The organism is Mesorhizobium sp. M0119 (assembly GCF_040322615.1).
Taxonomy (GTDB): Bacteria; Pseudomonadota; Alphaproteobacteria; order Rhizobiales; family Rhizobiaceae; genus Mesorhizobium.
Genome location: NZ_JAMYTU010000022.1, coordinates 47235 through 69564, shown reverse-complemented (window position 1 = coordinate 69564; position 22330 = coordinate 47235). Strand labels below are relative to the sequence as shown.

The 22330-nt window shown below is 62.3% G+C and carries 25 protein-coding genes, 1 tRNA gene and 1 pseudogene; 17 read left to right on the top strand and 10 right to left on the bottom strand.

Going from position 1 to position 22330, the window contains the following annotated elements; all coding sequences use genetic code 11:
* Positions 1 to 153: 153 nt before the first annotated feature.
* Entirely contained in the window at positions 154 to 2886 is a 2733-nt protein-coding gene (secA, locus tag NKJ40_RS20460; protein ID WP_352467589.1) for a preprotein translocase subunit SecA, read from the top strand.
* A gap of 289 nt (positions 2887 to 3175) precedes the next feature.
* On the opposite strand, the gene NKJ40_RS20455 is transcribed toward secA, so the two are convergent.
* The gene (locus NKJ40_RS20455; protein ID WP_352467588.1) at positions 3176 to 4126 is read right to left on the bottom strand and encodes an NAD(P)-dependent oxidoreductase; all 951 of its coding nucleotides are present in this window, start codon (positions 4124 to 4126) and stop codon (positions 3176 to 3178) included.
* Positions 4127 to 4190: 64 nt separating this feature from the next.
* On the opposite strand from NKJ40_RS20455, the gene NKJ40_RS20450 reads away from it, so the two are divergent.
* On the top strand, positions 4191 to 4328 hold the full coding sequence (locus NKJ40_RS20450) for a hypothetical protein (RefSeq protein WP_352467587.1): 138 nt from the start codon (positions 4191 to 4193) through the stop codon (positions 4326 to 4328).
* Here NKJ40_RS20450 and NKJ40_RS20445 read toward each other — a convergent pair.
* The 3 genes and pseudogenes from NKJ40_RS20445 to NKJ40_RS20435 form a co-directional block, all read right to left on the bottom strand.
* Positions 4318 to 4526, bottom strand: a pseudogene (locus tag NKJ40_RS20445) (hypothetical protein); the annotation flags it as partial. The gene NKJ40_RS20450 and the pseudogene NKJ40_RS20445 sit on opposite strands and share 11 nt — an antisense overlap.
* A gap of 210 nt (positions 4527 to 4736) precedes the next feature.
* The gene (locus NKJ40_RS20440; RefSeq protein ID WP_352467586.1) at positions 4737 to 4907 is read right to left on the bottom strand and encodes a hypothetical protein; all 171 of its coding nucleotides are present in this window, start codon (positions 4905 to 4907) and stop codon (positions 4737 to 4739) included.
* 23 nt (positions 4908 to 4930) lie between these two features.
* On the bottom strand, positions 4931 to 5116 hold the full coding sequence (locus NKJ40_RS20435) for a hypothetical protein (protein WP_352467585.1): 186 nt from the start codon (positions 5114 to 5116) through the stop codon (positions 4931 to 4933).
* Between the two features lie 274 nt (positions 5117 to 5390).
* Here NKJ40_RS20435 and NKJ40_RS20430 point away from each other — a divergent pair, with 274 nt between their 5' ends.
* From NKJ40_RS20430 to NKJ40_RS20415, 4 genes are all read left to right on the top strand, one after another.
* Complete coding sequence (locus NKJ40_RS20430; RefSeq protein WP_352467619.1) at positions 5391 to 6791, top strand: lipopolysaccharide biosynthesis protein; 1401 nt, start codon at positions 5391 to 5393, stop codon at positions 6789 to 6791.
* Positions 6791 to 8071 carry a GNAT family N-acetyltransferase gene (locus NKJ40_RS20425; RefSeq protein WP_352467584.1) on the top strand — a complete coding sequence of 427 codons (1281 nt, stop codon included), beginning with the start codon at positions 6791 to 6793 and terminating at the stop codon, positions 8069 to 8071. The genes NKJ40_RS20430 and NKJ40_RS20425 overlap by 1 nt, the downstream gene beginning before the upstream one ends.
* A gap of 213 nt (positions 8072 to 8284) precedes the next feature.
* The gene (locus NKJ40_RS20420) at positions 8285 to 8893 is read left to right on the top strand and encodes a hypothetical protein (protein WP_352467583.1); all 609 of its coding nucleotides are present in this window, start codon (positions 8285 to 8287) and stop codon (positions 8891 to 8893) included.
* Positions 8894 to 9145: 252 nt separating this feature from the next.
* Positions 9146 to 9352 carry a sugar phosphorylase gene (locus NKJ40_RS20415; RefSeq protein ID WP_352467582.1) on the top strand — a complete coding sequence of 69 codons (207 nt, stop codon included), beginning with the start codon at positions 9146 to 9148 and terminating at the stop codon, positions 9350 to 9352.
* A gap of 269 nt (positions 9353 to 9621) precedes the next feature.
* On the opposite strand, the gene NKJ40_RS20410 is transcribed toward NKJ40_RS20415, so the two are convergent.
* Positions 9622 to 9706, bottom strand: a tRNA-Leu gene (locus NKJ40_RS20410).
* A 273-nt stretch (positions 9707 to 9979) separates the two neighbouring features.
* Here NKJ40_RS20410 and NKJ40_RS20405 point away from each other — a divergent pair.
* Together NKJ40_RS20405 and NKJ40_RS20400 are read left to right on the top strand one after the other, a co-directional pair.
* The gene (locus NKJ40_RS20405; RefSeq protein WP_023677958.1) at positions 9980 to 10567 is read left to right on the top strand and encodes a YqaA family protein; all 588 of its coding nucleotides are present in this window, start codon (positions 9980 to 9982) and stop codon (positions 10565 to 10567) included.
* Positions 10568 to 10596: 29 nt separating this feature from the next.
* Positions 10597 to 11115, top strand: a complete 519-nt coding sequence (locus tag NKJ40_RS20400; RefSeq protein ID WP_352467581.1) for a disulfide bond formation protein B — start codon at positions 10597 to 10599, stop codon at positions 11113 to 11115.
* 162 nt (positions 11116 to 11277) lie between these two features.
* On the opposite strand, the gene NKJ40_RS20395 is transcribed toward NKJ40_RS20400, so the two are convergent.
* Positions 11278 to 11835 carry an HNH endonuclease gene (locus tag NKJ40_RS20395; protein WP_023677956.1) on the bottom strand — a complete coding sequence of 186 codons (558 nt, stop codon included), beginning with the start codon at positions 11833 to 11835 and terminating at the stop codon, positions 11278 to 11280.
* Between the two features lie 129 nt (positions 11836 to 11964).
* A complete protein-coding gene (locus tag NKJ40_RS20390) occupies positions 11965 to 12606 on the bottom strand; it encodes a DNA-3-methyladenine glycosylase family protein (protein ID WP_352467580.1) in 642 nt (213 codons plus the stop codon).
* A gap of 122 nt (positions 12607 to 12728) precedes the next feature.
* Here NKJ40_RS20390 and gluQRS point away from each other — a divergent pair, with 122 nt between their 5' ends.
* Together gluQRS and NKJ40_RS20380 are read left to right on the top strand one after the other, a co-directional pair.
* The gene (gene gluQRS, locus NKJ40_RS20385) at positions 12729 to 13604 is read left to right on the top strand and encodes a tRNA glutamyl-Q(34) synthetase GluQRS (protein WP_352467579.1); all 876 of its coding nucleotides are present in this window, start codon (positions 12729 to 12731) and stop codon (positions 13602 to 13604) included.
* 146 nt (positions 13605 to 13750) lie between these two features.
* Positions 13751 to 14641, top strand: coding sequence for a DMT family transporter (locus NKJ40_RS20380; RefSeq protein WP_352467618.1), 891 nt, complete (start codon positions 13751 to 13753; stop codon positions 14639 to 14641).
* On the opposite strand, the gene NKJ40_RS20375 is transcribed toward NKJ40_RS20380, so the two are convergent.
* Positions 14608 to 15462 (bottom strand): YihY/virulence factor BrkB family protein, encoded by an 855-nt coding sequence (locus NKJ40_RS20375; RefSeq protein ID WP_292656768.1) that lies wholly within the window; start codon positions 15460 to 15462, stop codon positions 14608 to 14610. The two genes, NKJ40_RS20380 and NKJ40_RS20375, sit on opposite strands and share 34 nt — an antisense overlap.
* Positions 15463 to 15519: 57 nt before the next feature.
* Between NKJ40_RS20375 and NKJ40_RS20370 the strand changes: the two genes are divergently transcribed.
* The 7 genes from NKJ40_RS20370 to NKJ40_RS20340 all read left to right on the top strand — a co-directional run bounded on the left by NKJ40_RS20370 (position 15520) and on the right by NKJ40_RS20340 (position 21078).
* Positions 15520 to 16386: an SDR family oxidoreductase gene (locus NKJ40_RS20370; protein WP_352467578.1), complete on the top strand. Its 867-nt coding sequence runs from the start codon at positions 15520 to 15522 to the stop codon at positions 16384 to 16386.
* A 23-nt stretch (positions 16387 to 16409) separates the two neighbouring features.
* Complete coding sequence (locus tag NKJ40_RS20365; RefSeq protein ID WP_023677950.1) at positions 16410 to 16601, top strand: twin transmembrane helix small protein; 192 nt, start codon at positions 16410 to 16412, stop codon at positions 16599 to 16601.
* Positions 16602 to 16630: 29 nt separating this feature from the next.
* Positions 16631 to 17212: a cob(I)yrinic acid a,c-diamide adenosyltransferase gene (locus NKJ40_RS20360; RefSeq protein ID WP_352467577.1), complete on the top strand. Its 582-nt coding sequence runs from the start codon at positions 16631 to 16633 to the stop codon at positions 17210 to 17212.
* A 25-nt stretch (positions 17213 to 17237) separates the two neighbouring features.
* Positions 17238 to 18041, top strand: coding sequence for a rhomboid family intramembrane serine protease (locus NKJ40_RS20355; RefSeq protein WP_352467576.1), 804 nt, complete (start codon positions 17238 to 17240; stop codon positions 18039 to 18041).
* 207 nt (positions 18042 to 18248) lie between these two features.
* Positions 18249 to 18998 carry an electron transfer flavoprotein subunit beta/FixA family protein gene (locus tag NKJ40_RS20350; protein ID WP_352467575.1) on the top strand — a complete coding sequence of 250 codons (750 nt, stop codon included), beginning with the start codon at positions 18249 to 18251 and terminating at the stop codon, positions 18996 to 18998.
* Between the two features lie 157 nt (positions 18999 to 19155).
* The gene (locus tag NKJ40_RS20345; protein ID WP_352467574.1) at positions 19156 to 20085 is read left to right on the top strand and encodes an electron transfer flavoprotein subunit alpha/FixB family protein; all 930 of its coding nucleotides are present in this window, start codon (positions 19156 to 19158) and stop codon (positions 20083 to 20085) included.
* A 114-nt stretch (positions 20086 to 20199) separates the two neighbouring features.
* On the top strand, positions 20200 to 21078 hold the full coding sequence (locus NKJ40_RS20340) for a 3-hydroxybutyryl-CoA dehydrogenase (RefSeq protein WP_023721073.1): 879 nt from the start codon (positions 20200 to 20202) through the stop codon (positions 21076 to 21078).
* A 9-nt stretch (positions 21079 to 21087) separates the two neighbouring features.
* Here the strand turns inward: NKJ40_RS20340 and NKJ40_RS20335 are convergent, their stop codons facing one another.
* Both NKJ40_RS20335 and NKJ40_RS20330 read right to left on the bottom strand, forming a co-directional pair.
* A complete protein-coding gene (locus NKJ40_RS20335; protein ID WP_352467573.1) occupies positions 21088 to 21726 on the bottom strand; it encodes an NrsF family protein in 639 nt (212 codons plus the stop codon).
* Between the two features lies 1 nt (position 21727).
* On the bottom strand, positions 21728 to 22270 hold the full coding sequence (locus NKJ40_RS20330; RefSeq protein WP_352467572.1) for a sigma-70 family RNA polymerase sigma factor: 543 nt from the start codon (positions 22268 to 22270) through the stop codon (positions 21728 to 21730).
* Positions 22271 to 22330: the final 60 nt, after the last annotated feature.

The window sequence follows — 22330 nt, the reverse complement described above, 5'->3', positions numbered from 1 at the left end:
GACATCGAATGAGCCCCCTCTTATCTGTCCAACGACTTTGCGTCCAGAACCGTTTTCCGGGCGCTTTTTGCGTTTGCCCGCGTTCACGCGGAGTTGATGGGGCCGGCCGGCGCCCGTCGCAATGACTTGGAATGCTATCGAAAGGGCCATTGGATGGTCAGTCTCGGCGGTCTCGCCCGTAAGGTTTTCGGCTCCTCCAACGATCGTCGGGTCAAATCGACCCGGCCGCGCGTCGAGGCGATCAATGCCATGGAAAACGAGATGCGGGCGCTCTCCGACGCCGAGCTTCAGGCCCGCACCGACAAATTCCGCCAGGACATCGCCAACGGCGCCAGCCTGGACGACCTCCTGGTGCCGGCCTTCGCCACCGTGCGCGAGGCCGCCCGTCGCGTGCTCGGCATGCGCCCATTCGACGTGCAGCTGATCGGCGGCATGGTGCTGCACAATGGCGGCATTGCCGAGATGCGCACCGGCGAAGGCAAGACGCTGGTGGCGACGCTGCCGGTCTACCTCAACGCCCTCGCCGGCAATGGCGTCCATGTCGTCACCGTCAACGATTACCTGGCCACGCGCGACTCCGAATGGATGGGCCGCGTCTACAAATTCCTCGGCCTCAAGGTCGGCGTCATCGTCCATGGCTTATCCGACGAGGAGCGCCGCGTCGCCTACGCCGCCGACGTCACCTACGCCACCAACAACGAGCTCGGCTTCGACTATCTGCGCGACAACATGAAATACGAGCGCGCCCAGATGGTGCAGCGCGGTCACAGCTACGCCATCGTCGACGAGGTCGATTCGATCCTGGTCGACGAAGCCCGCACGCCGCTGATCATTTCCGGTCCGCTCGAGGACCGCTCGGAAATGTACAACACCATCGACACCTTCATCATCCAGCTGCAGCCGCAGGACTACGAGATCGACGAGAAGCAGAAGACCTCGATCTTCACCGAGGAAGGCACCGAGAAGCTGGAGAACATGCTGCGCGATGCCGGCCTGCTCAAGGGCGAGTCGCTCTACGACGTCGAGAACGTCGCCATCGTCCACCACGTCAACAACGCGCTGAAGGCGCACCGGCTGTTCCAGAGGGACAAGGATTATATCGTACGCAATGGCGAGATCGTCATCATCGACGAGTTCACCGGCCGCATGATGCCAGGCCGCCGCTATTCGGAAGGCCTGCACCAGGCGCTCGAAGCCAAGGAGCATGTGGCGATCCAGCCGGAGAACCAGACGCTCGCCTCGGTTACCTTCCAGAACTATTTCCGCCTCTACAAGAAGCTCGCCGGCATGACCGGCACGGCGCTGACCGAGGCCGAGGAATTCGCCAACATCTACAATCTCGACGTCACCGAGATCCCGACCAACCTGCCGGTCATCCGCATTGACGAAGACGACGAGGTCTACCGGACGGTCGAGGAGAAATACAAGGCGATCGTCAAGGAGATCAAGGAAGCCCGCGCCAAGGGCCAGCCGACGCTGGTCGGCACCACCTCGATCGAAAAGTCCGAGCAACTGGCCGAACGCCTGCGCAAGGAAGGGTTTAAGGATTTCGAGGTGCTGAATGCCCGCCACCACGAGCGCGAGGCGGCGATCGTCGCCCAGGCCGGCAAACCCGGAGCCATCACCATTGCCACCAACATGGCCGGCCGCGGCACCGACATCCAGCTCGGCGGCAATGCCGACATGCGCATCGCCGAGGAGCTTGGCGACATGCCGGCCGGCCCCGAGCGCGAGGCCAGGGAAAAGGAAATCCGCGACGACATCGCCCGGCTGAAGGAAAAGGCGCTCGCCGCCGGCGGTCTTTACGTGCTCGCCACCGAGCGCCATGAATCGCGCCGCATCGACAACCAGTTGCGCGGCCGCTCAGGCCGCCAGGGCGACCCCGGCCGCTCGAAATTCTTCCTGTCGCTGCAGGACGACCTGATGCGCATCTTCGGTTCGGAGCGCATGGACGGCATGCTGCAGAAGCTCGGCCTCAAGGAAGACGAGGCGATCATCCACCCATGGATCAACAAGGCGCTGGAGAAGGCGCAGAAGAAGGTCGAGGCGCGCAACTTCGACATCCGCAAGAACCTGTTGAAATATGACGACGTCTCGAACGACCAGCGCAAGGTGGTGTTCGAACAGCGCATCGAGCTGATGGACGGCGAGGGTCTCCCCGAAATGATCGCCGAGATGCGCGAGGGCGTCATCGAGGAGATCGTCGCCAAGAACATTCCCGAAAACGCTTATGCCGAGCAGTGGAACGTCGCCGGGCTTAAGGCCGAGATCGCCGAATTCCTCAATCTCGATCTGCCGGTCGAGGACTGGGTCAAAGAAGAAGGCATCGCCGAGGACGACATCCGCGAGCGCATCAGCCAGGCCGCCGACGCCGCCGCCAAGGAGCGCGCCGAGCGCTTCGGCCCCGACGTGATGACCTATGTCGAGCGCTCGGTGGTGCTGCAGACGCTCGACCATCTGTGGCGCGAGCACATCGTCAATCTCGACCATCTGCGCTCGGTCGTCGGCTTCCGCGGCTATGCCCAGCGCGATCCGCTGCAGGAGTACAAGGGCGAGGCGTTCGAGCTGTTCCAGGCGATGCTTGGCAATCTGCGCCAGGCCGTCACCGCGCAATTGATGCGCGTCGAGCTGGTCCGCCAGGCGGCGGAAGCGCCGCCGCCCGAAGCCCCCGACATGTTCGGCAGCCATATCGATGGCAGCACTGGCGAAGACGATTTCGAAGGCGGCGAGACGGCCGTCCTGGTCCGCCAGGAGACTAATGCCATCGTCGCCCCCGAAGACCGCGACCCGAAGAACCCGGCAACCTGGGGCAAGGTCGGCCGCAACGAAGCCTGCCCGTGCGGGTCGGGCAAGAAGTACAAGCATTGTCATGGGGCGTTTGCGTAAGCGCCACCTTTCCTTCTCCCCGTCATACGGGGAGAAGGTGCCCCAAAAGGGCGATGAGGGGCAGCAGAGGCGTTGGCGACTAGTCGATCTCCCCACTTGAGGGGGAGATGGCCGGCAGGCCACAGGGGGCGCTGTCCCGCCGATACCAAAATACGCATTTCGAATTTTCTGTATCTCGACCGTCGGTGGTGTTTCAGTTTGAAATCTAATAGCCGGGTGACGCACGCGCTGATGTCCGCGCTTCATGAAGATCGGAACCTGCTAAAGTGGGTAAAGAAACTACTTCGATTCAATAACCCCGTTCGAGGTCGATCTTGTTGGACAGAGGCTCTCCTCTTGCGACTTGACCGCAGAGATCGGCGGCCTGGTCGATTCCAGAATCCACCCAGAAGCTCGCGACATGAGGTGTGACGGTCACCTTGGGATGAGTCCACAACGGCGATGAAGCCTCCAGCGGTTCACGCTCAAACACGTCAAGACAAGCACCAGAAAGCTGACCTTCGTCGAGAGCGCGGATCAGGACGGCTTCGTTGACATGCGCGCCCCTGCCGACATTCACAAGGTAGGCACCTCGCTTCATTTTTCCAAAGGCACTCGAGTTCAGTATCCCACGAGTGTCACCAGTCAGGGGAAGTGAACCGATAACGTAGTCCCGATTTGTGAGTGCGTCCGCAAGCTGGGCACGGCCAAAGTAACTGTGTATACCAGGAAGCGTCTTTTGATGACGAGACCAGACTGCTGTGTCGTAGCCAAAGTCCGCAAACAGCTTTGCGGCCCAGCCACCGATCCGGCCCGCACCCAGCACAACAATTCTTGTCTCGGAGATCTTCCGCGGCGCGATCGGATTCCACAACTTGCGGGCTTGTAGACTCATGTAATCCGCGACATGCCGTTGCTGGCAGAGAACGCGAAGGACGATGTACTGCACCACTTCCGAAGCCTGCTCACGGGTTGCGAGCCTGATGAGCGGAACACTCTTGGGAAAGCTCTGAAGATCAATACCCTCGACACCGGCTCCCAAATAGACGACGGCGCTTAGCCCCGTCATGGCATCAAAAACGCCAGGACTGGCGCCCTTGTCGATCAGCACAATATCTATGTCACTTTTGTTCCCGGCGTCTGGCCAAAGCCTGAACTCCAGCTGCGGCACACGGGTTTTCAGCTCAGCAGCCCATACTTGTGCATCAATGTAGTCAGGATACTCATTGACCATCAGAACGGTAATGGGCTCGCCTAGCACTTCGCCCCTCCCAGATTCAGGTAATCAGGCATCCACCCGATTACCAGTCTGTTGAGACTGAGGTTTGCGCAAACTGGCACCAGTTGCAAGACACCAGTTGCAAGACCAGACCCCGGCAAAAATGGCGTTGGTGATCCGCCAAAGCCATGATGTCTGCCCGCTGCTGGCCGAGGACATCGATTTCGCTTTCTTCAAGGCATAGTTCTCCCCTGGTTTTGCTGGAACGCATGACAACCGGGCCGGTCACGCCGGTGATGGATGGGCGATGGCCGGAGTTCCGCGATCAGCCGCAGGATGTCGGTGAAGAGTTGCCTCGGGATAGCGACCTCCGCATCTGGAAGGCGACATAACGCCCATGGCTGATAACCTCGGCACCGATCTTGATGAGCTTCTTTGTGAGCTGGTAAATGGTGCCAGAACATCCTTCCTGCTGTCGGCACTGTGGACGTTGCCGGGACGCAGGGCACGGCGTTCGAGGTCACCTAGCTGGTTGAATTCCACGCATCCCTCTTCTGGGATAGAGATTCTTGCAAAAGCCTATTTCGGCAGATGCTGCGATCAGGTTTTCACTGGCGGCTATGTTTGGCGATCTCAGCCCGACGCTCTGGCCTCATAATCTCGGCCCGCTTCTTGCCGCCTTTCGCGCCCAGCGCTTTCGCGGCAGGTCTTTGCCGTCGTCAATCACGTCGTCGGCTTCCTCGCCAGTGGCAATGCGCATGACGCGAACGGCATTGCCGATAATGTCGGCGGGGCGCTTCTGGCCTTTAGGTCCGGTTGGCATTCCTAGTTCTCGGCATGGCTAAACTAGTTCTCCGCATGGCTAAAGACGACAGCGCCGTTGTCCTTACGAACTTCAACGGACACGATTCCATCGTCACCCTTTCGGGTTTGGAACATGGAGGTTGCATGATCTTTCGCGGTCTTCTCCTCGTCGAAGATCACCTTGTCGACGATGCCATGCCTTCCATACCAGATGACAGTGTAGACCATTGTTGCTGCCATGCATTCCGCTAGGCATATAGGCGTTTTCGCATATGGGGCAAACGAGATAGGCGTTTCCGCGTATTTCAAACTGAGACACTACCGAGCAGGGTGAAGGGTTGCGCGAATGATGAATATGAAGCAGAGCCCCGCCCCTCATCCGCCTGCCGGCACCTTCTCCCCGTATGGAGACGGGGCGAAGGGAATCTCACCCAACCGTTTCTTAATGTGTTTTCGTTAGACGCATAGCCAGAAAAGAGGCGGAAAACGGAGTGTGATCGGGGTGCATTTTTCCGCGGCGACGACAGCCGGGCGGTTCTTGCCGCAGCGCCTTGCGCTGCGCATAGGGCCGCTGCTTGGCCTAATCGATGCCGTGCTGTTCAGCGCCAGCGCGCGCGGCGAGGCCGGCCGCATGTCGCTGATCGCCTTTTCGGTCCGCATCGTCAGCGCCGTCATCGCCTTCGTCAGCCAGGTCCTGATGGCGCGCTGGATGGGGTCATTCGAATACGGCATTTTCGTCCTCGTCTGGGTGACCATGGTGATCGTCGGCAATCTCGCCTGCCTCGGTTTCCACACCTCGATCATCCGCTTCATTCCCGAATATCGCGAGCGCGGCATGATGGCCGAATTGCGCGGCATCGTGCGGGCCAGCCGGCTGTTCGTGCTGGTTGCCTCCACCGTGATCGCCGGCCTCGGCGCGCTCGGCGTCTGGCTGCTGTCGTCCTATATCGAAAACTATTACGTCGTGCCGTTCATCCTCGGCATCATCTGCCTGCCGATGATCGCCATGTCCGACCTTCTGCAAGGGCTGGCGCGGGCCAATTCCTGGGCGCTGCTCGCGCTGTCGCCGACCTTTCTGGTGCGGCCGCTGCTGATCCTGGCCTTCATGGCGCTAATGCTGCTGGCGGGCTACGCGCCCGATGCCAAAACGGCGATCTTCGCCGCCATCGCCGCCACCTATGCCACCACGCTCGGCCAGCTCATCGGCGTCACCTCGCGCATGGACAGACGGATCCCGGCCGGGCCGATGAAGCTGCATTTCGGCCAATGGTTCATCGTCTCGCTGCCGATCTTCCTGGTCGAGAGCTTCTTCTTCCTGCTCACCAATGCCGACGTGCTGATGGTCGGCGCCTATCTCGATCCCAATGACGTCGCCGTCTATTTCGCCACGGTCAAAACGCTGGCGCTGGTGCATTTCGTCTATTTCGCGGTCAAGGCCGGCGTCGCCCAGCGCTATGCCCAGTTCACCCATGGCGAGCCGCAAAAGCTCGCCGCCTTCGCCCGCGAAACCGTGTCGTGGACCTTCTGGCCGTCGCTGGCGATGGCGCTGCTGGTGCTGGCGCTGGGCGAGCCGATGCTGACCCTGTTCGGCCCGGAATTTTCCCCCGGCTATCCGCTGCTGTTCCTGCTGGTGTTCGGCGTCGTCGCGCGGGCCGCCGTCGGCCCTTGCGAAAGCCTGCTCACCATGAGCGGCAACCAGAACATCTGCGCCGCTGTCTATGCCATGACGCTGGCCTTCAACATCGCGCTCAGCGTCGTGCTGATCCCGCTGTTCGGCCTGTGGGGTGCGGCGATGGCCACCGTCTTCGCCATGATCTTCGAGGCCGGCGCGCTGTCCTTTACGGTCTGGCGCAAGCTCGGTATCGCCATGGTCATTTTCGTGCCCGCCAAAGGAGCCGCCTGATGGCTGCCGTCCCCTTGCTCGAGGAAACCAGCGGCGGCCCGGCCGGCGCCATGGTATCCGGCCTTGCCGGGCTTGCCCGCGAAGCCGATCCCGCCCATGTCGAGATCCTCGCCAACAACCGGCCCGAGCGCAAGCTTGCCATCTACCCGGCCTCCGCCGGCTTCGACCTGGTCGAGGAGCTCGACTATCTCTGCACCCGCACGATCGAGCCCAACGTCTTCTTCAATCCGCGCTTCCTGGCGCCCGCCATGCCGAGGCTCGAGGACCGCGAGGTGCGGCTGGCGGTCATCCGCGACGGCGACCAGTATCGCAACCGGCTGCGGCTGCTGGTGCCGTTCTCGGTCGAGCGGCCGATGGTGCCGCTCGGGGTTCCCGTCATGCGCACCTGGTCGAGCCCGTTCGGCCCGATCGGCACGCCGCTGGTCGACCGCGACGATCCGATCGGCGTCATCGAGGATTTCTTCGCGATGCTGTCGAGGCCGCATCTGAAGCTGCCGAAAGTCTTCGTGCTGCCCGACATAAGGCTGGACGGCCCGGTGGCGAGCCTGCTCGCCAGCGTCGCGGAAACGCGCGGCCTGACGCTGGTCACCACCGGCAAGGCCGAGCGCCCGGTGCTCGAAAGCGAGCTCGACGGCGAGGAGTATCTGAAGGCTTCGCTGCGCGCCCACCATTATCGCGAGTTCCGCCGCCTGAAGCGCCGTCTCGCCGACCTCGGCCGGCTGGAGCATATCGTGGCGCGCGGGCCCGACGAGATCCGCCACGCCATCGAAAATTTCCTGACGCTGGAGGCTGCCGGCTGGAAAGGCCGCGAACGCACTGCCATGGCGATCGACCGCTACCGCGCCGCCTTCGCCCGCGAAGCGGTGCACCGGCTGGCCGAGCAGGATCTTTGCCGTATCCATTCGCTGACGCTCGACGGCCGCACCGTCGCCTGCCTGGTCGTCTTCGTCGAGACCGGCGTCGCTTACACCTGGAAGACCGCCTATGACGAGACGCTCGCCGCCTATTCGCCGGGCACACTGCTGATGATCGAGGTGACCAGGCAGCATCTCGACGACCCCAACATCATGATGACCGATTCCTGCGCGGTGCCCGACCATCCGGTGATGAGCCGGCTGTGGAGCGAACGCAAGCCGATGGGCACGCTCGTGATCGGGCTGACGCCGGACGCCGACCGCTCCGCCCGCCAGGCGGCCTCGCAGCTTCACCTCTACCGCGAAACCCGCAACATGGCGCGCCTGCTGCGCAACCGGATGAGGAACCTGCTGCGGCGGCGCTAGTGCATCGGTCCAAAGCGGACCCGGCCCGGCCGTCCGTCTTCGCACCATCGGCCCGCTCGGGCCTAGGTCGTCAGGGTTAATTCTCCCGATCAGCGGAAAGGATTAGCATCGACGCAGTCCCAACCGGGATGAGGCGATCAAATTCGGCCGCGCGTCCAGCATCACTGCCGCCTCGGTCTTGCACGGCCAGAAGAAAAAATCTGGGAGGAATGCATGACGAAAACAACTCACCTCAGGCGTCTCGGGATCGTCGCCTTGGCAGGTCTCGTTGGCGCGTGTCTGAACGCCGCCACTCCTCGGGCCGCCGAACCCGACAAGGCCGAGATCGATACCCTGCGTAAATCGCTGTCCAGGTATGAAGACTACAAGGTTGCCATTCGCGAGCTTTATCTATCGACGGTTGGATGCGTCTTCTACAGCGGAGAAAAGGTGGAAGGGGCGATGGACTACCCGAAGGGCGCGATGGGCATCCATTTCGTCAATGTCACGACTGTCGGCCCGACCGCGGATCCGACGCGTCCCAATGTGCTGATCTACGAGCCGGTCGGCGGCGAATTGCGCCTGGTCGGTGTGGAATGGCTCGTGCCCTTGACGCCGGACACCAAGGAGCCGCCGAAGCTTTTCGGCCAGACATTCATGGGGCCTATGGAGGGGCATTATCCGCTCATCCCGAAGGAGTTCCACCACTACGACCTTCACGCCTGGCTGTTCAAGGAGAACCCGCTCGGAATGTTCAGCCCGACGAACCCGGACGTGAAATGCGACAATTATGCGTTCCCGATGCCGGAGCAGCCGACCAAGATGGTGCCGGGGCCGATGTGATAGCTCAGGCTACGATCCGAGCTTGCCAGGAAGGGCAGCCGTGCCTCAAAGACGTTATCCCAGAGGACTGTCCTGGGATAACGTCCAAGCAAAAGTCCGTGCCCGGAACTTCGGACTCGTTTTGCCGTTTGGCAATCACGACTCGACCCTGCCGCGGGTTGACATCGGGAACCTTTCTGAAGGGACATGGTTCCGAATGTGCGGCGAAAGCGTGCTGTTCCTCATTCCTGCTATCGCCAAGGAGATTCGACCATGAAGCTTCGCGAGTTGTTGGATCAAGTAAAGGACCTGCCGCCGGACACCTTGGTCTGTGCCGCCGAAATCGATGAAGCCTTCGCAGTCAACGTTGTTGGCGTTGACGCTGTAGGGAGCGCCAGAATCCAAAGCCGCAAACCGGATGGCACCGAAGCTGTCGAACTCGCCAACGGGACCGAGAAAGTCATCGTGATCCGCTGGTGAAACCGGGGAAGTTGCGTTCAACAGCAGTGGTGTTGCGCTCCACTGCGTGGCGCTATTGCCGCGGAGATTGGCGACGCATGCCGCAGCACGCCTGATTGCGTGTGGTGAGGAAAGGACGCCAGATTGCGCCTGGGGCTAGTCGGGCACCGTTCAGGGGAACTCTAGCGGCTTACGGCAGCAGGCAAGATACAACCATTCAGTCGAGCTCGTCGTTGAATGGTCCAACCACGCCATTGGGTTCAATAAGAAGTGGCGTGGGAATTTAGAAATGGTGCCCCTAGCCGGGATCGAACCAGCACTCCTTGCGGAACTCGATTTTGAGTCGAGCGCGTCTACCAATTCCGCCATAGGGGCTCAGGCCGGGCGGCCTGGATGGGCGCGGACTATACGGTTGGAGGCCTGTTCGTCAACGGCCAATTCCCGAGATCCGGTCTCGCCCAAGCGCAGCCTTTCGATTTCGTGAAGCAGCTGCCATTGTGCAGCGCGGAAAATCTTTCTAGACAGGCGGCGCATGTCATTGAAGCGCACCCTGTCCGACGAGGTTGATACGGGGCGCTTCCAAGTCTTGTTTGTGCCATGTCGTGATCCCAAGACCGCTTCTGGTTTGGGCGTGCATTAGGAGTGCCGATGCTTCGCGGACTTTACGACTGGACCTTGTCGCTGGCGGCGAGCAAATCCGCCGAATGGTGGCTGGCCTTCATCGCCTTCGTCGAGAGCTCAGTGTTCCTGGTGCCGGCCGATGTGCTCTATCTGCCGATGGCGCTGTCGCGGCCGGATCGCGCTTACCGTTACGCGCTGGTCGCCACCGTCGCCTCGGTGCTGGGCGGCATCGCCGGCTGGTTCATCGGCCATTACGCCTATGACGCGGTGGCGCGGCCGATCCTCGAATTTTATGGCAAATACGACGAGTTCGAGGCGATGCGCGTCTCGTCGGGTGTCGGCTTCATCATCCTGATGCTGGTCACCTCCGGCCTCGCCCATCTGCCGCCGATCAAGGTGGTGACGATCCTGTCCGGCGTCATCGGCGTTCCTTTGCTGCTTTTCATCGTGCTGGCAATTGTTGCCCGCGGAGCCCGCTTCCTGTTTCTCGCGTGGCTCTTGCGCCGCTATGGCGAGCCGATCCGCCACTTCATCGAAAAGCGCCTTGGCCAGATAGCGGGCGCCGCCGCCGCTGCCCTGATTTTGCTCTATATCGTCGTCAAATACGCCGTCTGAACGGCTTCGAACCGAATGGACTGAGTCCGATGACAGCGACCGTGAACCCCGATACCGGACGCCAGCGGCTGCGCACCGCCCTGTTTCTCGCTGTCGCCATGGCCGCCACGGTCGGCTCGGCGCTGGCCTTCCAGTATCTCGGCGGCTACATCCCCTGCAAGCTCTGCCTCGAGCAGCGCGCGCCTTACTACGTCGGCGTGCCCTTGATGCTGCTGGCGGTGCTTGCGTCAGCTCTTCAGGCGCCAGCCTGGATAAGCCGTGGCCTGCTGGCCATTGGCGGCCTGCTGATGCTCTACGGCGTCTATCTCGGCGTTTATCACTCCGGCGTCGAATGGGCGTGGTGGCCGGGCCCGACCGATTGCACCGCAGCCGCCGGGCCGGTGGACACCGGCGGCAAGGGCGTGCTCGACGCGCTCGACAAATTCGTCCCGCCCTCCTGCGACAAGGCGGCGCTCCGCATCCTCGGCCTGTCCTTGGCCGGCTGGAACGCCATCGCCAGCTTTGTCCTGGCAGTCGTAGCGTTCCGCAGCGCCTTCGCCCGCGATTGAGCGGTTCGCCCTATGGGCGGACGCAAGATCATTCAAGAATTCGGCAGGCTGAGTCGTATGAAGTGATTGTCGAGAACCGAAGCGGAGCGGACATTGGTCCGTGAGCATCGGAAGCGCAGAAAATCGCTTCAGACGGCCAGCCTCCCGAATTGTCGGATGATCTCAAGGTTCGAGTTCGACATCCCAGTATAGATAATCCATCCAGCTTTCGTGCAGATGGTTGGGCGGGAACAGCCGGCCGTTATTATGCAAATCATGCACCGTCGGCTGATAGGGCTTCTGCAGCGGCCACATCTTGGCGTGGGCCGGCATCATGCCGCCCTTCCTCAGATTGCAGGGCGAGCAGGCAGCGACGACATTCTCCCAGGTCGTGGCGCCGCCGCGATGGCGAGGAATGACATGGTCGAACGTTAGATCGTCCGGCGTGCCGCAATATTGGCACTGGAAACGGTCACGCAGGAAGACGTTGAAACGGGTAAACGCCGGATGCCTCGACGGCTTCACGTAAGCCTTCAGGCTGACGACGCTCGGCAGCTTCATCGAAAAGGTCGGTGAAGAGACGGCGTGTTCGTATTCGGCGACGATGTTCACCCTCTCGAGGAACACCGCCTTGATGGCATCCTGCCAGGACCAGAGCGACAGGGGGTAATAGCTGAGCGGACGGTAATCCGCATTCAGCACCAGCGCTGGAAGCCCATCCGGAGATACGGCAACCGTCACGTCGTTGACCTCCTTCACCCTAGAACCGGTCGACGCGGATACTGTAAGCCCGACATGACAGGGATGTGAAGCGGATTGTCGATCATGCCGGGTCTCAAAAACGCATGATTTCAATGCTTTTTTGCGGATTCAGGCCGGAGGCGCGGCATCCCTGCCCTTCAATTCGCGATAATAAGCCCAGAAAAGCCGCGATGCGACACCGCGCCACGGGCTCCATGATTCGGCAAGCCGGATCAGCATTTTCTCCGGCGGACGCGGGTCGATGCCGAGCGCATGGCCGACCGCGCTCTGCAAAGCAACGTCGCGGGCCGGAAAGATATCCGGGTGTCCGGCGGCAAACAAAAGGTAGACTTCAGCCGTCCACGAGCCGATGCCCGGCACCTTGGTCATGGCGGCGATCGCCTCGCTTGCATCGAGCTGGCAGAGGTGATCGAGGTCGAGCCCGTCGGCCACCGCCTGGGCGACGGCAATCAGGCCGCGCTGCTTGGGCCGCGAAAGCCCGGCCTCGCGAAAGATCGCCTCATCGGCGGCAAGGATCGCCTGCGGCGTCAGCGGATCGAGCAGTTTCGTCAGCCGGCCGAAGATGGCATCGGCGCTCGGGCGGGACACTTGTTGTGAAACGACGATCGAGGCAAGGCTCCTGAACCCCGGCTCCGACAGCCTGAGCGGCACCTCGCCGGCCATGCCGCGCACTTGTTCCAGGCGTGGGTCGAGTAGGCATAGCCTATCCAGCCCTTGCGCAATGTCGTCGAGACTGGCGATGCGTTGCATGTCTGCTTGTTCCAAAATCAAAAGTACCGCACGCTTCGTCACGCGTCCCTCTGGACGCGCGACGTTGCCGGCGCAAAGTAGCAATTGGCGAAAGCGCCGCACAACCCGATTGCCGCCGGACAATGACACTGCTGACATTCCGCTTCGCGCCGAGCCCGAACGGCGAACTGCATCTCGGCCATGCCTATTCGGGCCTGCTCAACCAGAAAATGGCAAAGGCCACGGGCGGACGCCTGCTGCTGCGCATCGAGGATATCGACACGACGCGCTGCACGCCGGAATTCGAGGCGGGCATTTTTCGCGACCTGAAATGGCTGGAGCTTGGCTGGGAAGAACCGGTGCGCCGCCAGTCCGAGCACTTTGCCGAATATCGCGCTATGCTCGAGCGGTTGATCAAGGAAGAGCTTGTCTACCCGGCCTTCATGAGCAGAAGTGAGATCCGCGCCTTCATCGCCGACAGCGAGAGGCGTGGTCGCGACTGGCCGCGCGACCCGGACGGCGTGCCGCTCTATCCTGCCGCCGACAAGGCGTTGACGGCGAGCGAACGCAAGCGGCGCATCGCCGAAAATGTGCCATTTGCCTGGCGGCTGGACGTCGATGCTGCAATGGCGCGCGCCGGCGAGGACCTGTCATGGGCCGAATACACGGACGAGACGCTCTCCGCGACGCGTCGTGTCGAAGCCCGTCCGCAGGATTGGGGCGACGTGATCGTGGCGCGTCGCGAAATCCCGACCAGCTATCATCTCGCCGTCACCACGGACGACGCGCTGCAGGGCGTCAGCCATGTCGTGCGCGGCCAGGACCTTTATTCCGCGACCAGCGTGCAGCGGCTGCTTCAGCAACTGCTTGGCCTGCCGCAGCCGGCCTATTTTCACCATCGCCTGATCCTCGGCCCGGATGGACGAAAACTGTCGAAGAGCCTTGGCGATACCGGCCTTGCCGCCCAGCGTAAGGCGGGCGCATCGCCTGCCGATGTCAAGCGGCTGGTCGGTCTCTAGACTAGATCGGTGAGCTGACGGCCATCAACGGCGCTCCTTCAATTCGAATGACTCTATGGATCAACCGTTTGGTTTTGCTTGCCGGCCCGAACGGCATTAAGCAGTCGCCGCAGTCGATCCCCGAATTTCATCGCGGCCTCCGGAAAATGCACAGCCTCAAGCGGTTCATCCCCGCCTCTTTCGTCATCCTGTGGGCGACCGGCTTCATCGGCGCGCGCTATGCCATGCCGTGGGCGGAGCCCTTTACGTTCCTGGCCGCGCGCTTTGTCCTGGCCGCAATCCTGCTTGTCGCTTTGATGGCCGCACCTGGTTCGAGCCGCGCCACCCGCGATGAGGCGCTGCACGCGACCGGTGCCGGCATCCTGATGCATGGCATCTATCTCGGCGGCGTGTTCTGGGCAATCCACAGGGGCATGCCCGCCGGGCTTTCAGCCTTGATCGTCGGGTTGCAGCCGCTGATCACGGCAGTGCTCGCCGGCCGGCTTCTGGGCGAGGCCATCCTGCCGCGCCACTGGGCCGGTCTCGGCCTCGGGTTGATCGGCGTGGTAATCGTGCTCTGGCCGAAGCTCGGCGCGCTCGGCGGCGGCGTGACGGCCGAAACACTGGGCGCCTCGCTGGTCTCCGTACTCGGCATGAGCGCCGGCACGATCTGGCAGAAGCGTTTCGCCTCCGGCGGCGATCTGGTGGCTGCCACGTTCTGGCAATATGTCGGCGGCGCATCGGTGATGGCTCTGGCCTCGCTCGCCTTCGAGACGCGGACGGTCGTCGTCAACGGCGAGTTGATCTTCGCCATGGCCTGGCTCGTGCTGGTACTGTCGATCGGCGCCATCTTCCTGTTGATGGTGATGATCCGCGACGGCGAGATGTCGAAGGTCGCCTCGCTGTTTTACCTCGTGCCGGCCGTCACCGCGGTCATCGCCTGGGCATTGTTTGGTGAGCAATTGAGCCCGCTCCAGATCGCCGGAATGGCGATCGCGACGCTCGGCGTCGGGCTGGCGACGGCTCAGCCGCCGACGCGGGCACGCGCCTCTAAATAGCGGCTGATCGCGGCGTTGAGCTCGCCACCGAGGATGAAGATCGCCGAGACGATATAGAGAAAGACGACGGCGATCATGATCGAGGCGAGGCCGGCATAGGTCGTCACATAGGACGAGAAATGATCGAGATAGGCGGCGAAGATGGTCGATCCGATGAGCCAGCCGACCAGCGTGAAGATGATGCCAGGCACGATCGAAACGAAGCGGCGCTTGCCGGCCGGCAACCAGAAATGCACGGCGAACAGGCCGCCGATGATGACGACCGAGGCGATGACGTAACGCCACAGCGTGATCGTGCCCATATAGGGTTTTATCCATTCGAAATGCGACTCGGCCAGCCGTGCCAGCAATGGCGCGAAGACCAGCAGCACGCTGATCGCCAAAAACCCGGCCGTCGCGATCAGCACGAAGATGATGCTCTGCACTCGCCGGTAGATGATGCCGCGCGTTTCCGAGACACGATAGGCGCGGTTGAGGGAGGTGCGCAGCGCCTCGATGCCGTTCGAGGCAAAGTATCCGGCAAGCACGATACCGTAGGTCAACAGGTCGCTGCGCCGGACGGTAAGCACGTTGAGCACTTCGCGCGCGATCGGTTTGGCGATCTGCTCGGGCCATGTGTCGAACACAAGGTGCACGGCGGTGTCGGCGAAAGCCTGCGCGCCGAAAAAACTCGCCAGCGTCGTGGCGAAGATCAGGAAAGGAAAAAGCGCCATAAGCGCGGTGATCGCCAGATGGCTGGCCATTGCCCAGCCGTCGTCGGTATTGAAATGGCCGAGCGCGTCGTAGAGCACGCGTTTGAGGGCTACGATCTTCCGCAACAAGAACCGCGTTCCCTTCGATTGTCCCGACGCCGCGAATATGGGAAGGGTTTGCGGTAAATGACAACCCTAGGTCAAACCACCAGTCCTCCCGGAGAAGAGTTGCGCTCCATCATTGTCACAGGCGCCTCTTCCGGTATAGGCGCCTATTGCGCCCGAGCGCTGCAGGCGGAAGGCTGGCGGGTGTTCGCAACGGCCCGAAAGTCCGAGGATATCGCCGCGCTAGAGGCCGACGGCATCGAGGCCTTTTATCTGGACTACACCGAGCCCGGATCGATCGAGGCGCTGGTGGCGTCGGTGCTGGAACGGACCAGCGGCCGGCTCGATGCGCTCTTCAACAACGGCGCCTACGGACAACCCGGCGCCGTCGAGGACCTGCCGGTCAAGGCCTTACGGCAGCAGTTCGAGGCCAATGTCTTTGGCTGGCATGATCTCACTCGCCGCGTCGTACCGGTGATGCGCCGCCAGGGCCATGGCCGTCTCGTTCATTGCTCATCGATCCTCGGCCTCGCGCCGGTGCCTTTTCGCGGCGCCTACTCGGCATCGAAGCACGCTATCGAAGGGCTGATGCTGTCCCTCTATCAAGAGCTCCTCGGCAGCGGCATCCATGTTTCGCTGATCGAGCCGGGGCCGGTGAAATCGAAGATCGCCAGCAACAGCCTTGCATGGTTCCTGGCAAATATCGACCATGAGAATTCCGTTCATCGCCTCGCCTATGCGGCGCAACTCAAACGGCTGCGGGCCGGCGGCAGCACATCGCGGCTGAAGCCCGGGCCGGAGGTGGTTTATGCCGCCTTGCGCCATGCGCTTCTGTCGCGGCGCCCGCGCCCGCATTATGTGGTAACGGTGCCGGCCAGGATCGGCGCGATCCTTAAACGGATCGTGCCGTCATCGGTACTCTACCGTCTGCTCGCCAAACGCGCCTGAACGCAATTCAACTGGGACACACCATGGCAACCGTCTTCAACATCCTCGCCGTTCTCGTCATGGTCGCCGTGGTGATCGTGCTGATCCGCGGCCTCATCAACATGATGCGCGGCGGCTCCAGCATGACCTCCAACAAGCTGATGCAGACGCGCGTGCTGTTGCAGTTCGTGGCCTTGGTGCTGATCATGCTGGCGGTGTATTTCACCCGTAAGTGACGCAGCAGCCACCAGCCGGGAGGTAACCCGTGGTCAAGCTCAACAAGATCTACACCCGCACTGGCGACGATGGCACCACCGGCCTCGGCTCTGGTGAGCGGCGGCTGAAATCCGACCTTCGCATCGAGGCCTACGGCACCGTCGACGAGGCCAATGCCTGCATCGGCATGGCCCGCATTCATACAGTGGCAGTAAATCCGGCGATCGATGCGATGCTCGGCCGCATCCAGAACGACCTTTTCGATCTCGGCGCCGATCTGGCAGTCCCCGATAATGGCAAGCCGCTCGACTACGAGCCGTTGCGCATCATCGCCTCGCAGACCGACCGCATCGAACAGGACATCGACCTCCTCAACAAGGACCTTGAGCCGCTCAAATCCTTCGTGCTCAATGGCGGTACGCCGGCAGCGGCTGCCCTTCACCTCGCCCGTACGGTGGCCCGCCGCGCCGAGCGCATCATGGTGGCGCTGTCGCAGGATCCAGACGAGCACGTCAACCGCGAGGCGATAAAATACATCAACCGTGTCTCGGACTTTCTGTTCGTCGCCGCACGCGCGGTCAATGACAATGGAAATGCCGACGTGCTATGGGTTCCCGGCAAGAACCGCTGAATCCGCCGGAAGCGGGAGAGGCCCGATGTTCATCCCGCTTTACGACACCAACCGGCTGCGGCACATCAAGCAGCAATATGTGACGATCAGCCTGATCGCGCTAAACGTGTTGATCTACTTTGTCACAACGCTTGGCGGGGAGGACTTCGCTAACGCCGCGGTACTGGGCCTCGGCTTCATCCCGTCTGTTGTGCATGACAGCGTCGAGCTCGCTCCGCAATTTGTCGTCATTCCGGAGAGCCTGAGCTATCTGACCTATTCCTTCCTGCACGCGGATATCTTCCACCTCGGCGGCAACATGCTGTTTCTGTGGGTGTTCGGCGACAATGTCGAGGATGCGCTCGGCCATGTCCGTTATCTCGTCTTCTACCTGCTTTGCGCCATTGCCGGCGCTTTCTTCCAGGGCTTGGTGGCCTGGGATTCGCAAGTGCCACTGATCGGCGCGTCGGGCGCCATCGCCGGTGTGGTCGCCGCCTATCTGATCCTTTATCCGCGGGTGAAGGTATGGGTGCTGGTCTTCGCCCGCATCCCGTTGCGCATCCCGGCCTTCATCCCGCTCATCCTGTGGATCCTGTTCCAAATCTTCATGTTCGCGCAGGGTGGCGAGGATCAGGTTTCCTGGGCCTGCCATATCGGCGGCATCATCGCCGGAGCCGTGCTGGTGCTTGTCTTGCGCAGCCGCGGCGTGCCGCTGCTCGCCGCTGCGGATGAAGAGACTGTGGTGGTTGCCGGCCAGGTGCCTGTAGCCGTGGAGCCGGCGCCAAGCGACCCACAGCCTGCGCAGCCGGCGCCGCGATGGGGCCGGGGGAGCGTTTCCGGTCCGGACTGAACCGATTTGAGTGCTTCGCTGAGGATCCGAGTGCGCCCGGATATTGACGCGCGGGGTCGCCGCAACTACGGAAGCGCCACCCTACTGGCGTGGCGAAGACCAGAATTCCGTCCGGAATGTCGGCTTTCGACAACTCTGAAGAGGTGCACGCTGCTATAGCGCGCCCGACGAGCGTGAAGAGACTATCGTGAAAGAGGTGACAGGCAAATGAAGATCCTTGTGCCCGTGAAGCGGGTTGTGGATGCGAACGTCAAGGTCCGGGTGAAGGCGGACGGTTCGGCGGTGGAACTCGCCAACGTCAAGATGGCGATGAACCCGTTCGACGAGATCGCGGTGGAAGAGGCGATCCGGCTGAAGGAGGCTGGCAAGGCCGAAGAGATCATCGTCGTGTCGATCGGGCCGCAGCAGGCACAGGAGACCTTGCGCACCGCGCTCGCCATGGGCGCCGACCGCGCCATCCTGGTCAAGACCGACGAGCAGACCGAGCCGCTGGGCGTCGCCAAGGTGCTGAAGGGCGTCGTAGAGGCAGAACAGCCCGGCCTGGTCATTCTCGGCAAGCAGGCGATCGACGATGATTCCAACCAGACCGGCCAGATGCTGGCCGCACTTCTCGGCTGGGCGCAGGGCACCTTCGCCTCCAAGGTCGTGCTCGACGGTGACAAGGCCACGGTGACGCGCGAGGTCGATGGCGGCCTGCAGACGCTGGAACTGAAGATGCCGGCAATCGTCACGGCCGATTTGCGGCTGAACCAGCCACGCTACGCGTCGCTGCCCAACATTATGAAGGCCAAGAAGAAGCCGCTTGACGAGAAGAGCCCTGCCGACTACGGCGCCGACGTCAAGCCGCGGCTGAGGGTGATCAAGACCGAGGAGCCGGGCGGCCGCAAGGCGGGCGTCAAGGTCAAGAGCGTCGCCGAACTGGTAGACAAGCTGAAGAACGAAGCCGGCGTGCTGTAGGAATTCATGTGATGCCGGCCTGCAAACGGCAGGGTTCTCCGCTTCCGGTGCTCACGTACTGAAGTACGCTCCGCTCCGGTTCTCGAACCCAACCGTTTTCGACTCGGCCTGACATGAATTCGAACGTCGCCACTGAAGTGGATCAAGGAATAAAGAGATGACAATTCTTCTGATTGCCGAACACGAAAACGCTGCGCTTTCCGACCAGACCGCCAAGGCGCTTTCGGCGGCGCTGCAGATCGGTTCGGACGTGCATGTGCTGGTTGCCGGCAAAGGTGCCAAGCCGGCAGCGGATGCCGCCGCCAAGCTCAAGGGCGTGAGCAAGGTGTTGCTCGCCGAAGCCGACGAACTGACCGAGCGTCTCGCCGAACCGCTGGCGGCACTCGTCGTTTCGCTTGCTGAGCCATACGAGACGATCGTCGCGCCGGCGACCTCGTCGGGCAAGAACGTCGCGCCCCGCGTGGCGGCGCTGCTCGATGTCGCCCAGATATCGGAAATCATCGAAGTCGTGTCGCCCGACACCTTCAAGCGGCCGATCTATGCCGGCAACGCCATCCAGACGGTGCAGTCGAGTGACGCCAAGAAGGTCATCACGGTGCGCACTGCTTCCTTCCAGGCAGCACCCGAAGGCGGTTCCGCGCCGGTCGAGACGGTCCAGGCGGCGGCCAATCCCGGCCTGTCGAGCTTTGTCGAGAACAAGCTCTCTGAGACCGACCGTCCAGAGCTGACCTCGGCCAGGATCATCATCTCGGGCGGCCGTGCGCTGGGCTCCTCCGAGAAGTTCCAGGAGGTCATCCTGCCGGTCGCCGACAAGCTCGGTGCGGCGGTTGGCGCATCTCGCGCCGCCGTCGATGCCGGCTATGCGCCGAACGACTGGCAGGTCGGCCAGACCGGCAAGGTGGTAGCGCCCGACCTTTATATTGCCGTCGGCATCTCCGGTGCCATCCAGCACCTTGCCGGCATGAAGGATTCGAAGGTGATCGTTGCCATCAACAAGGACGAGGAAGCGCCGATCTTCCAGGTCGCCGACTACGGCCTTGTCGGTGACCTCTTCGTCATTCTGCCGGAACTGCAAAAGGCGCTTTGACGCCTTCTGCCAAAGCGTATTAAATTCTGAGGGGTGGGGTAGACGAAGTCGCCCCGCCCTTTTAGTTTGCACTGCACAAAAAACGGGCCGCAAAGGCCTCGACGGGATCGGGTAATGAGCAAGATCGAGACGATCGGCATCATCGGCGCGGGCCAGATGGGTGGCGGCATCGCCCACGTGTCGGCGTTGGCGGGCTATAAGGTGCTGGTTTACGATATTTCGCCCGACCGCATCGAAAAGGGCATCGCTACCGTCAGCGGCAACATGGCCCGTCAGGTCGGCTCCGGCAAACTCGAGGAAAAGCTGCGCAATGAGGCGATGGCGCGCATTTCGGCGGCACCGGCCATGGCCGACCTTGCGGGCGCCGACCTGGTGATCGAAGCTGCGACAGAGGACGAGACGGTCAAGCGCAAGATCTATGCCCAGCTCTGCCCGCAGCTCAACCCCGAGGCTATCCTGGCGACAAACACGTCATCGATCTCGATCACGCGGCTGGCTTCGCAGACCGACCGCCCTGAACGCTTCATCGGCATACATTTCATGAATCCCGTTCCGGTGATGAAGCTGGTCGAGCTGGTGCGCGGCATCGCCACCGAGGACCAGACCTTCGAGGCGGCAAAAACCTATGTAAAGCAGCTCGACAAGACGATCACCGTCTCGGAGGATTTCCCGGCGTTCATCGTCAACCGCATCCTGCTGCCGATGATCAACGAGGCGATCTACACGCTCTATGAAGGTGTCGGCTCGGTCGACGCCATCGATACCGCCATGAAGCTCGGCGCCAACCATCCGATGGGGCCGCTGCAGCTTGCCGATTTCATCGGGCTCGATACCTGCCTGTCGATCATGCAGGTGCTGCATGATGGGCTGTCGGATTCGAAATACCGCCCCTGCCCGCTGCTGGTCAAATATGTCGAGGCCGGCTGGCTCGGCCGCAAGACCGGGCGCGGCTTCTACGACTATCGCGGCGAGCATCCCGTTCCGACGCGCTGATCCCTATCGCTACCAGCGCACGAAAAGCCGTCCGCCGAGCGCCCCCAACACGCCAAGGATGGCGATCGCGATCGTATACCAGGTGCCGACAAAAAGCGGCGAATCGTCGAAGCAATGCGCCGCATAGAAGGTCGCCGCCAGCCCGCCGGCAAGCAGGCCCGCGGCCGCTCCGGCAAGCACTGGCCGTGTCGGCGCGCCATGACGCAGCACCGCGAGAAAGACGGCAAGTGGGCCGATGCCGATCAACGGAATGAAGGTCAGGCAGATGACCATGTTCGTCCCGACCAGACGTGTGCCCCAGTCGGACGCAGGCACGACGAGGAGTTCGAGAATCACGGCCACAATCACCAGCAGCGGCGCGGCGATCATCCAGCTTGCCGCCCGGCCGGTCGATGCACCGGGCGTCGACAGCGCACGCACCAGGACAAAGGCGCTGGCGGCAAGAGCGATCGTGAAGACGAATTTGGACAGGAACCGCATCGTGTGCATGGCGATCGCAATGTCGGGGCGCGGGCCGATCGTCAGCCAGAAAACCGCGGCCGCGATCACGATGGCCGCGCCGGCGGCAAGCCACCAGGCGGCGCCCAGCGGCAGCGCCTTGCTGCGGGCATCGGCGTCGAGCGCTTTGACGAGATCTTCGGTCCTCATGCTATTCCCGCCCCGCCCTGAACCGTTTGGCAATGGCGGCAAGCCCGCGGTGCAGTGACACCCGCACAGCCGTCTCGCTGATGCCGAATTTGGCCGCGGTCTCACCGATTGACCGGCCTTCGACCGATACGGCCGAGACGACGGAACGCTGTGCCGGCGACAGGCTGTCGAGCGCCCGGTTGACGTCGCGCTCGCTCACCGTCTCCGATTCCGGCTCGGCAAAGGTCTCGGCGATTTCGTCGATCTCGACCTCGATCCGCCGGCCGCGCCGCCGGAACGCATCGATCAGCTTGAAGCGGGCTATTGCATAGACCCAAGGCAGCACCGGCGCATCACGGCGCCAGGTGTGTCGTTTCACATGAATGGCCAGCAAGGTTTCCTGCACGACATCCTCGGGATCCACCCCGCCCTGCACAATCTTGCGCCGCGCAAAGCCACGAACGAGCGCGGCGATCCGGTGCAGAAAGTCGGCATAGGCCCTTTCGTCTCCGGCGATCGCGGCCCGCAGCAGCCGTGAAAGCTCGGCTTCGTCCTTGCCGCTCACAAGAGTTCACTCCCCGATATTCGCGTCTCGGCGCTGATTTGTTACGGGGCCGGCGAAATA

Excerpts from the sequence above, each read along its gene's own strand:
- secA (WP_352467589.1), top strand. The coding sequence starts at position 154 with ATGGTCAGTCTCGGCGGTCTCGCCCGTAAGGTTTTCGGCTCCTCCAAC.
- NKJ40_RS20440 (WP_352467586.1), bottom strand. The coding sequence starts at position 4,907 with ATGCCAACCGGACCTAAAGGCCAGAAGCGCCCCGCCGACATTATCGGC.
- NKJ40_RS20435 (WP_352467585.1), bottom strand. The coding sequence starts at position 5,116 with ATGGTCTACACTGTCATCTGGTATGGAAGGCATGGCATCGTCGACAAG.
- NKJ40_RS20425 (WP_352467584.1), top strand. The coding sequence starts at position 6,791 with ATGGCTGCCGTCCCCTTGCTCGAGGAAACCAGCGGCGGCCCGGCCGGC.
- NKJ40_RS20420 (WP_352467583.1), top strand. The coding sequence starts at position 8,285 with ATGACGAAAACAACTCACCTCAGGCGTCTCGGGATCGTCGCCTTGGCA.
- NKJ40_RS20415 (WP_352467582.1), top strand. The coding sequence starts at position 9,146 with ATGAAGCTTCGCGAGTTGTTGGATCAAGTAAAGGACCTGCCGCCGGAC.
- NKJ40_RS20405 (WP_023677958.1), top strand. The coding sequence starts at position 9,980 with ATGCTTCGCGGACTTTACGACTGGACCTTGTCGCTGGCGGCGAGCAAA.
- NKJ40_RS20400 (WP_352467581.1), top strand. The coding sequence starts at position 10,597 with ATGACAGCGACCGTGAACCCCGATACCGGACGCCAGCGGCTGCGCACC.
- NKJ40_RS20390 (WP_352467580.1), bottom strand. The coding sequence starts at position 12,606 with ATGCAACGCATCGCCAGTCTCGACGACATTGCGCAAGGGCTGGATAGG.
- gluQRS (WP_352467579.1), top strand. The coding sequence starts at position 12,729 with ATGACACTGCTGACATTCCGCTTCGCGCCGAGCCCGAACGGCGAACTG.
- NKJ40_RS20380 (WP_352467618.1), top strand. The coding sequence starts at position 13,751 with ATGCACAGCCTCAAGCGGTTCATCCCCGCCTCTTTCGTCATCCTGTGG.
- NKJ40_RS20370 (WP_352467578.1), top strand. The coding sequence starts at position 15,520 with ATGACAACCCTAGGTCAAACCACCAGTCCTCCCGGAGAAGAGTTGCGC.
- NKJ40_RS20365 (WP_023677950.1), top strand. The coding sequence starts at position 16,410 with ATGGCAACCGTCTTCAACATCCTCGCCGTTCTCGTCATGGTCGCCGTG.
- NKJ40_RS20355 (WP_352467576.1), top strand. The coding sequence starts at position 17,238 with ATGTTCATCCCGCTTTACGACACCAACCGGCTGCGGCACATCAAGCAG.
- NKJ40_RS20350 (WP_352467575.1), top strand. The coding sequence starts at position 18,249 with ATGAAGATCCTTGTGCCCGTGAAGCGGGTTGTGGATGCGAACGTCAAG.
- NKJ40_RS20345 (WP_352467574.1), top strand. The coding sequence starts at position 19,156 with ATGACAATTCTTCTGATTGCCGAACACGAAAACGCTGCGCTTTCCGAC.
- NKJ40_RS20340 (WP_023721073.1), top strand. The coding sequence starts at position 20,200 with ATGAGCAAGATCGAGACGATCGGCATCATCGGCGCGGGCCAGATGGGT.
- NKJ40_RS20335 (WP_352467573.1), bottom strand. The coding sequence starts at position 21,726 with ATGAGGACCGAAGATCTCGTCAAAGCGCTCGACGCCGATGCCCGCAGC.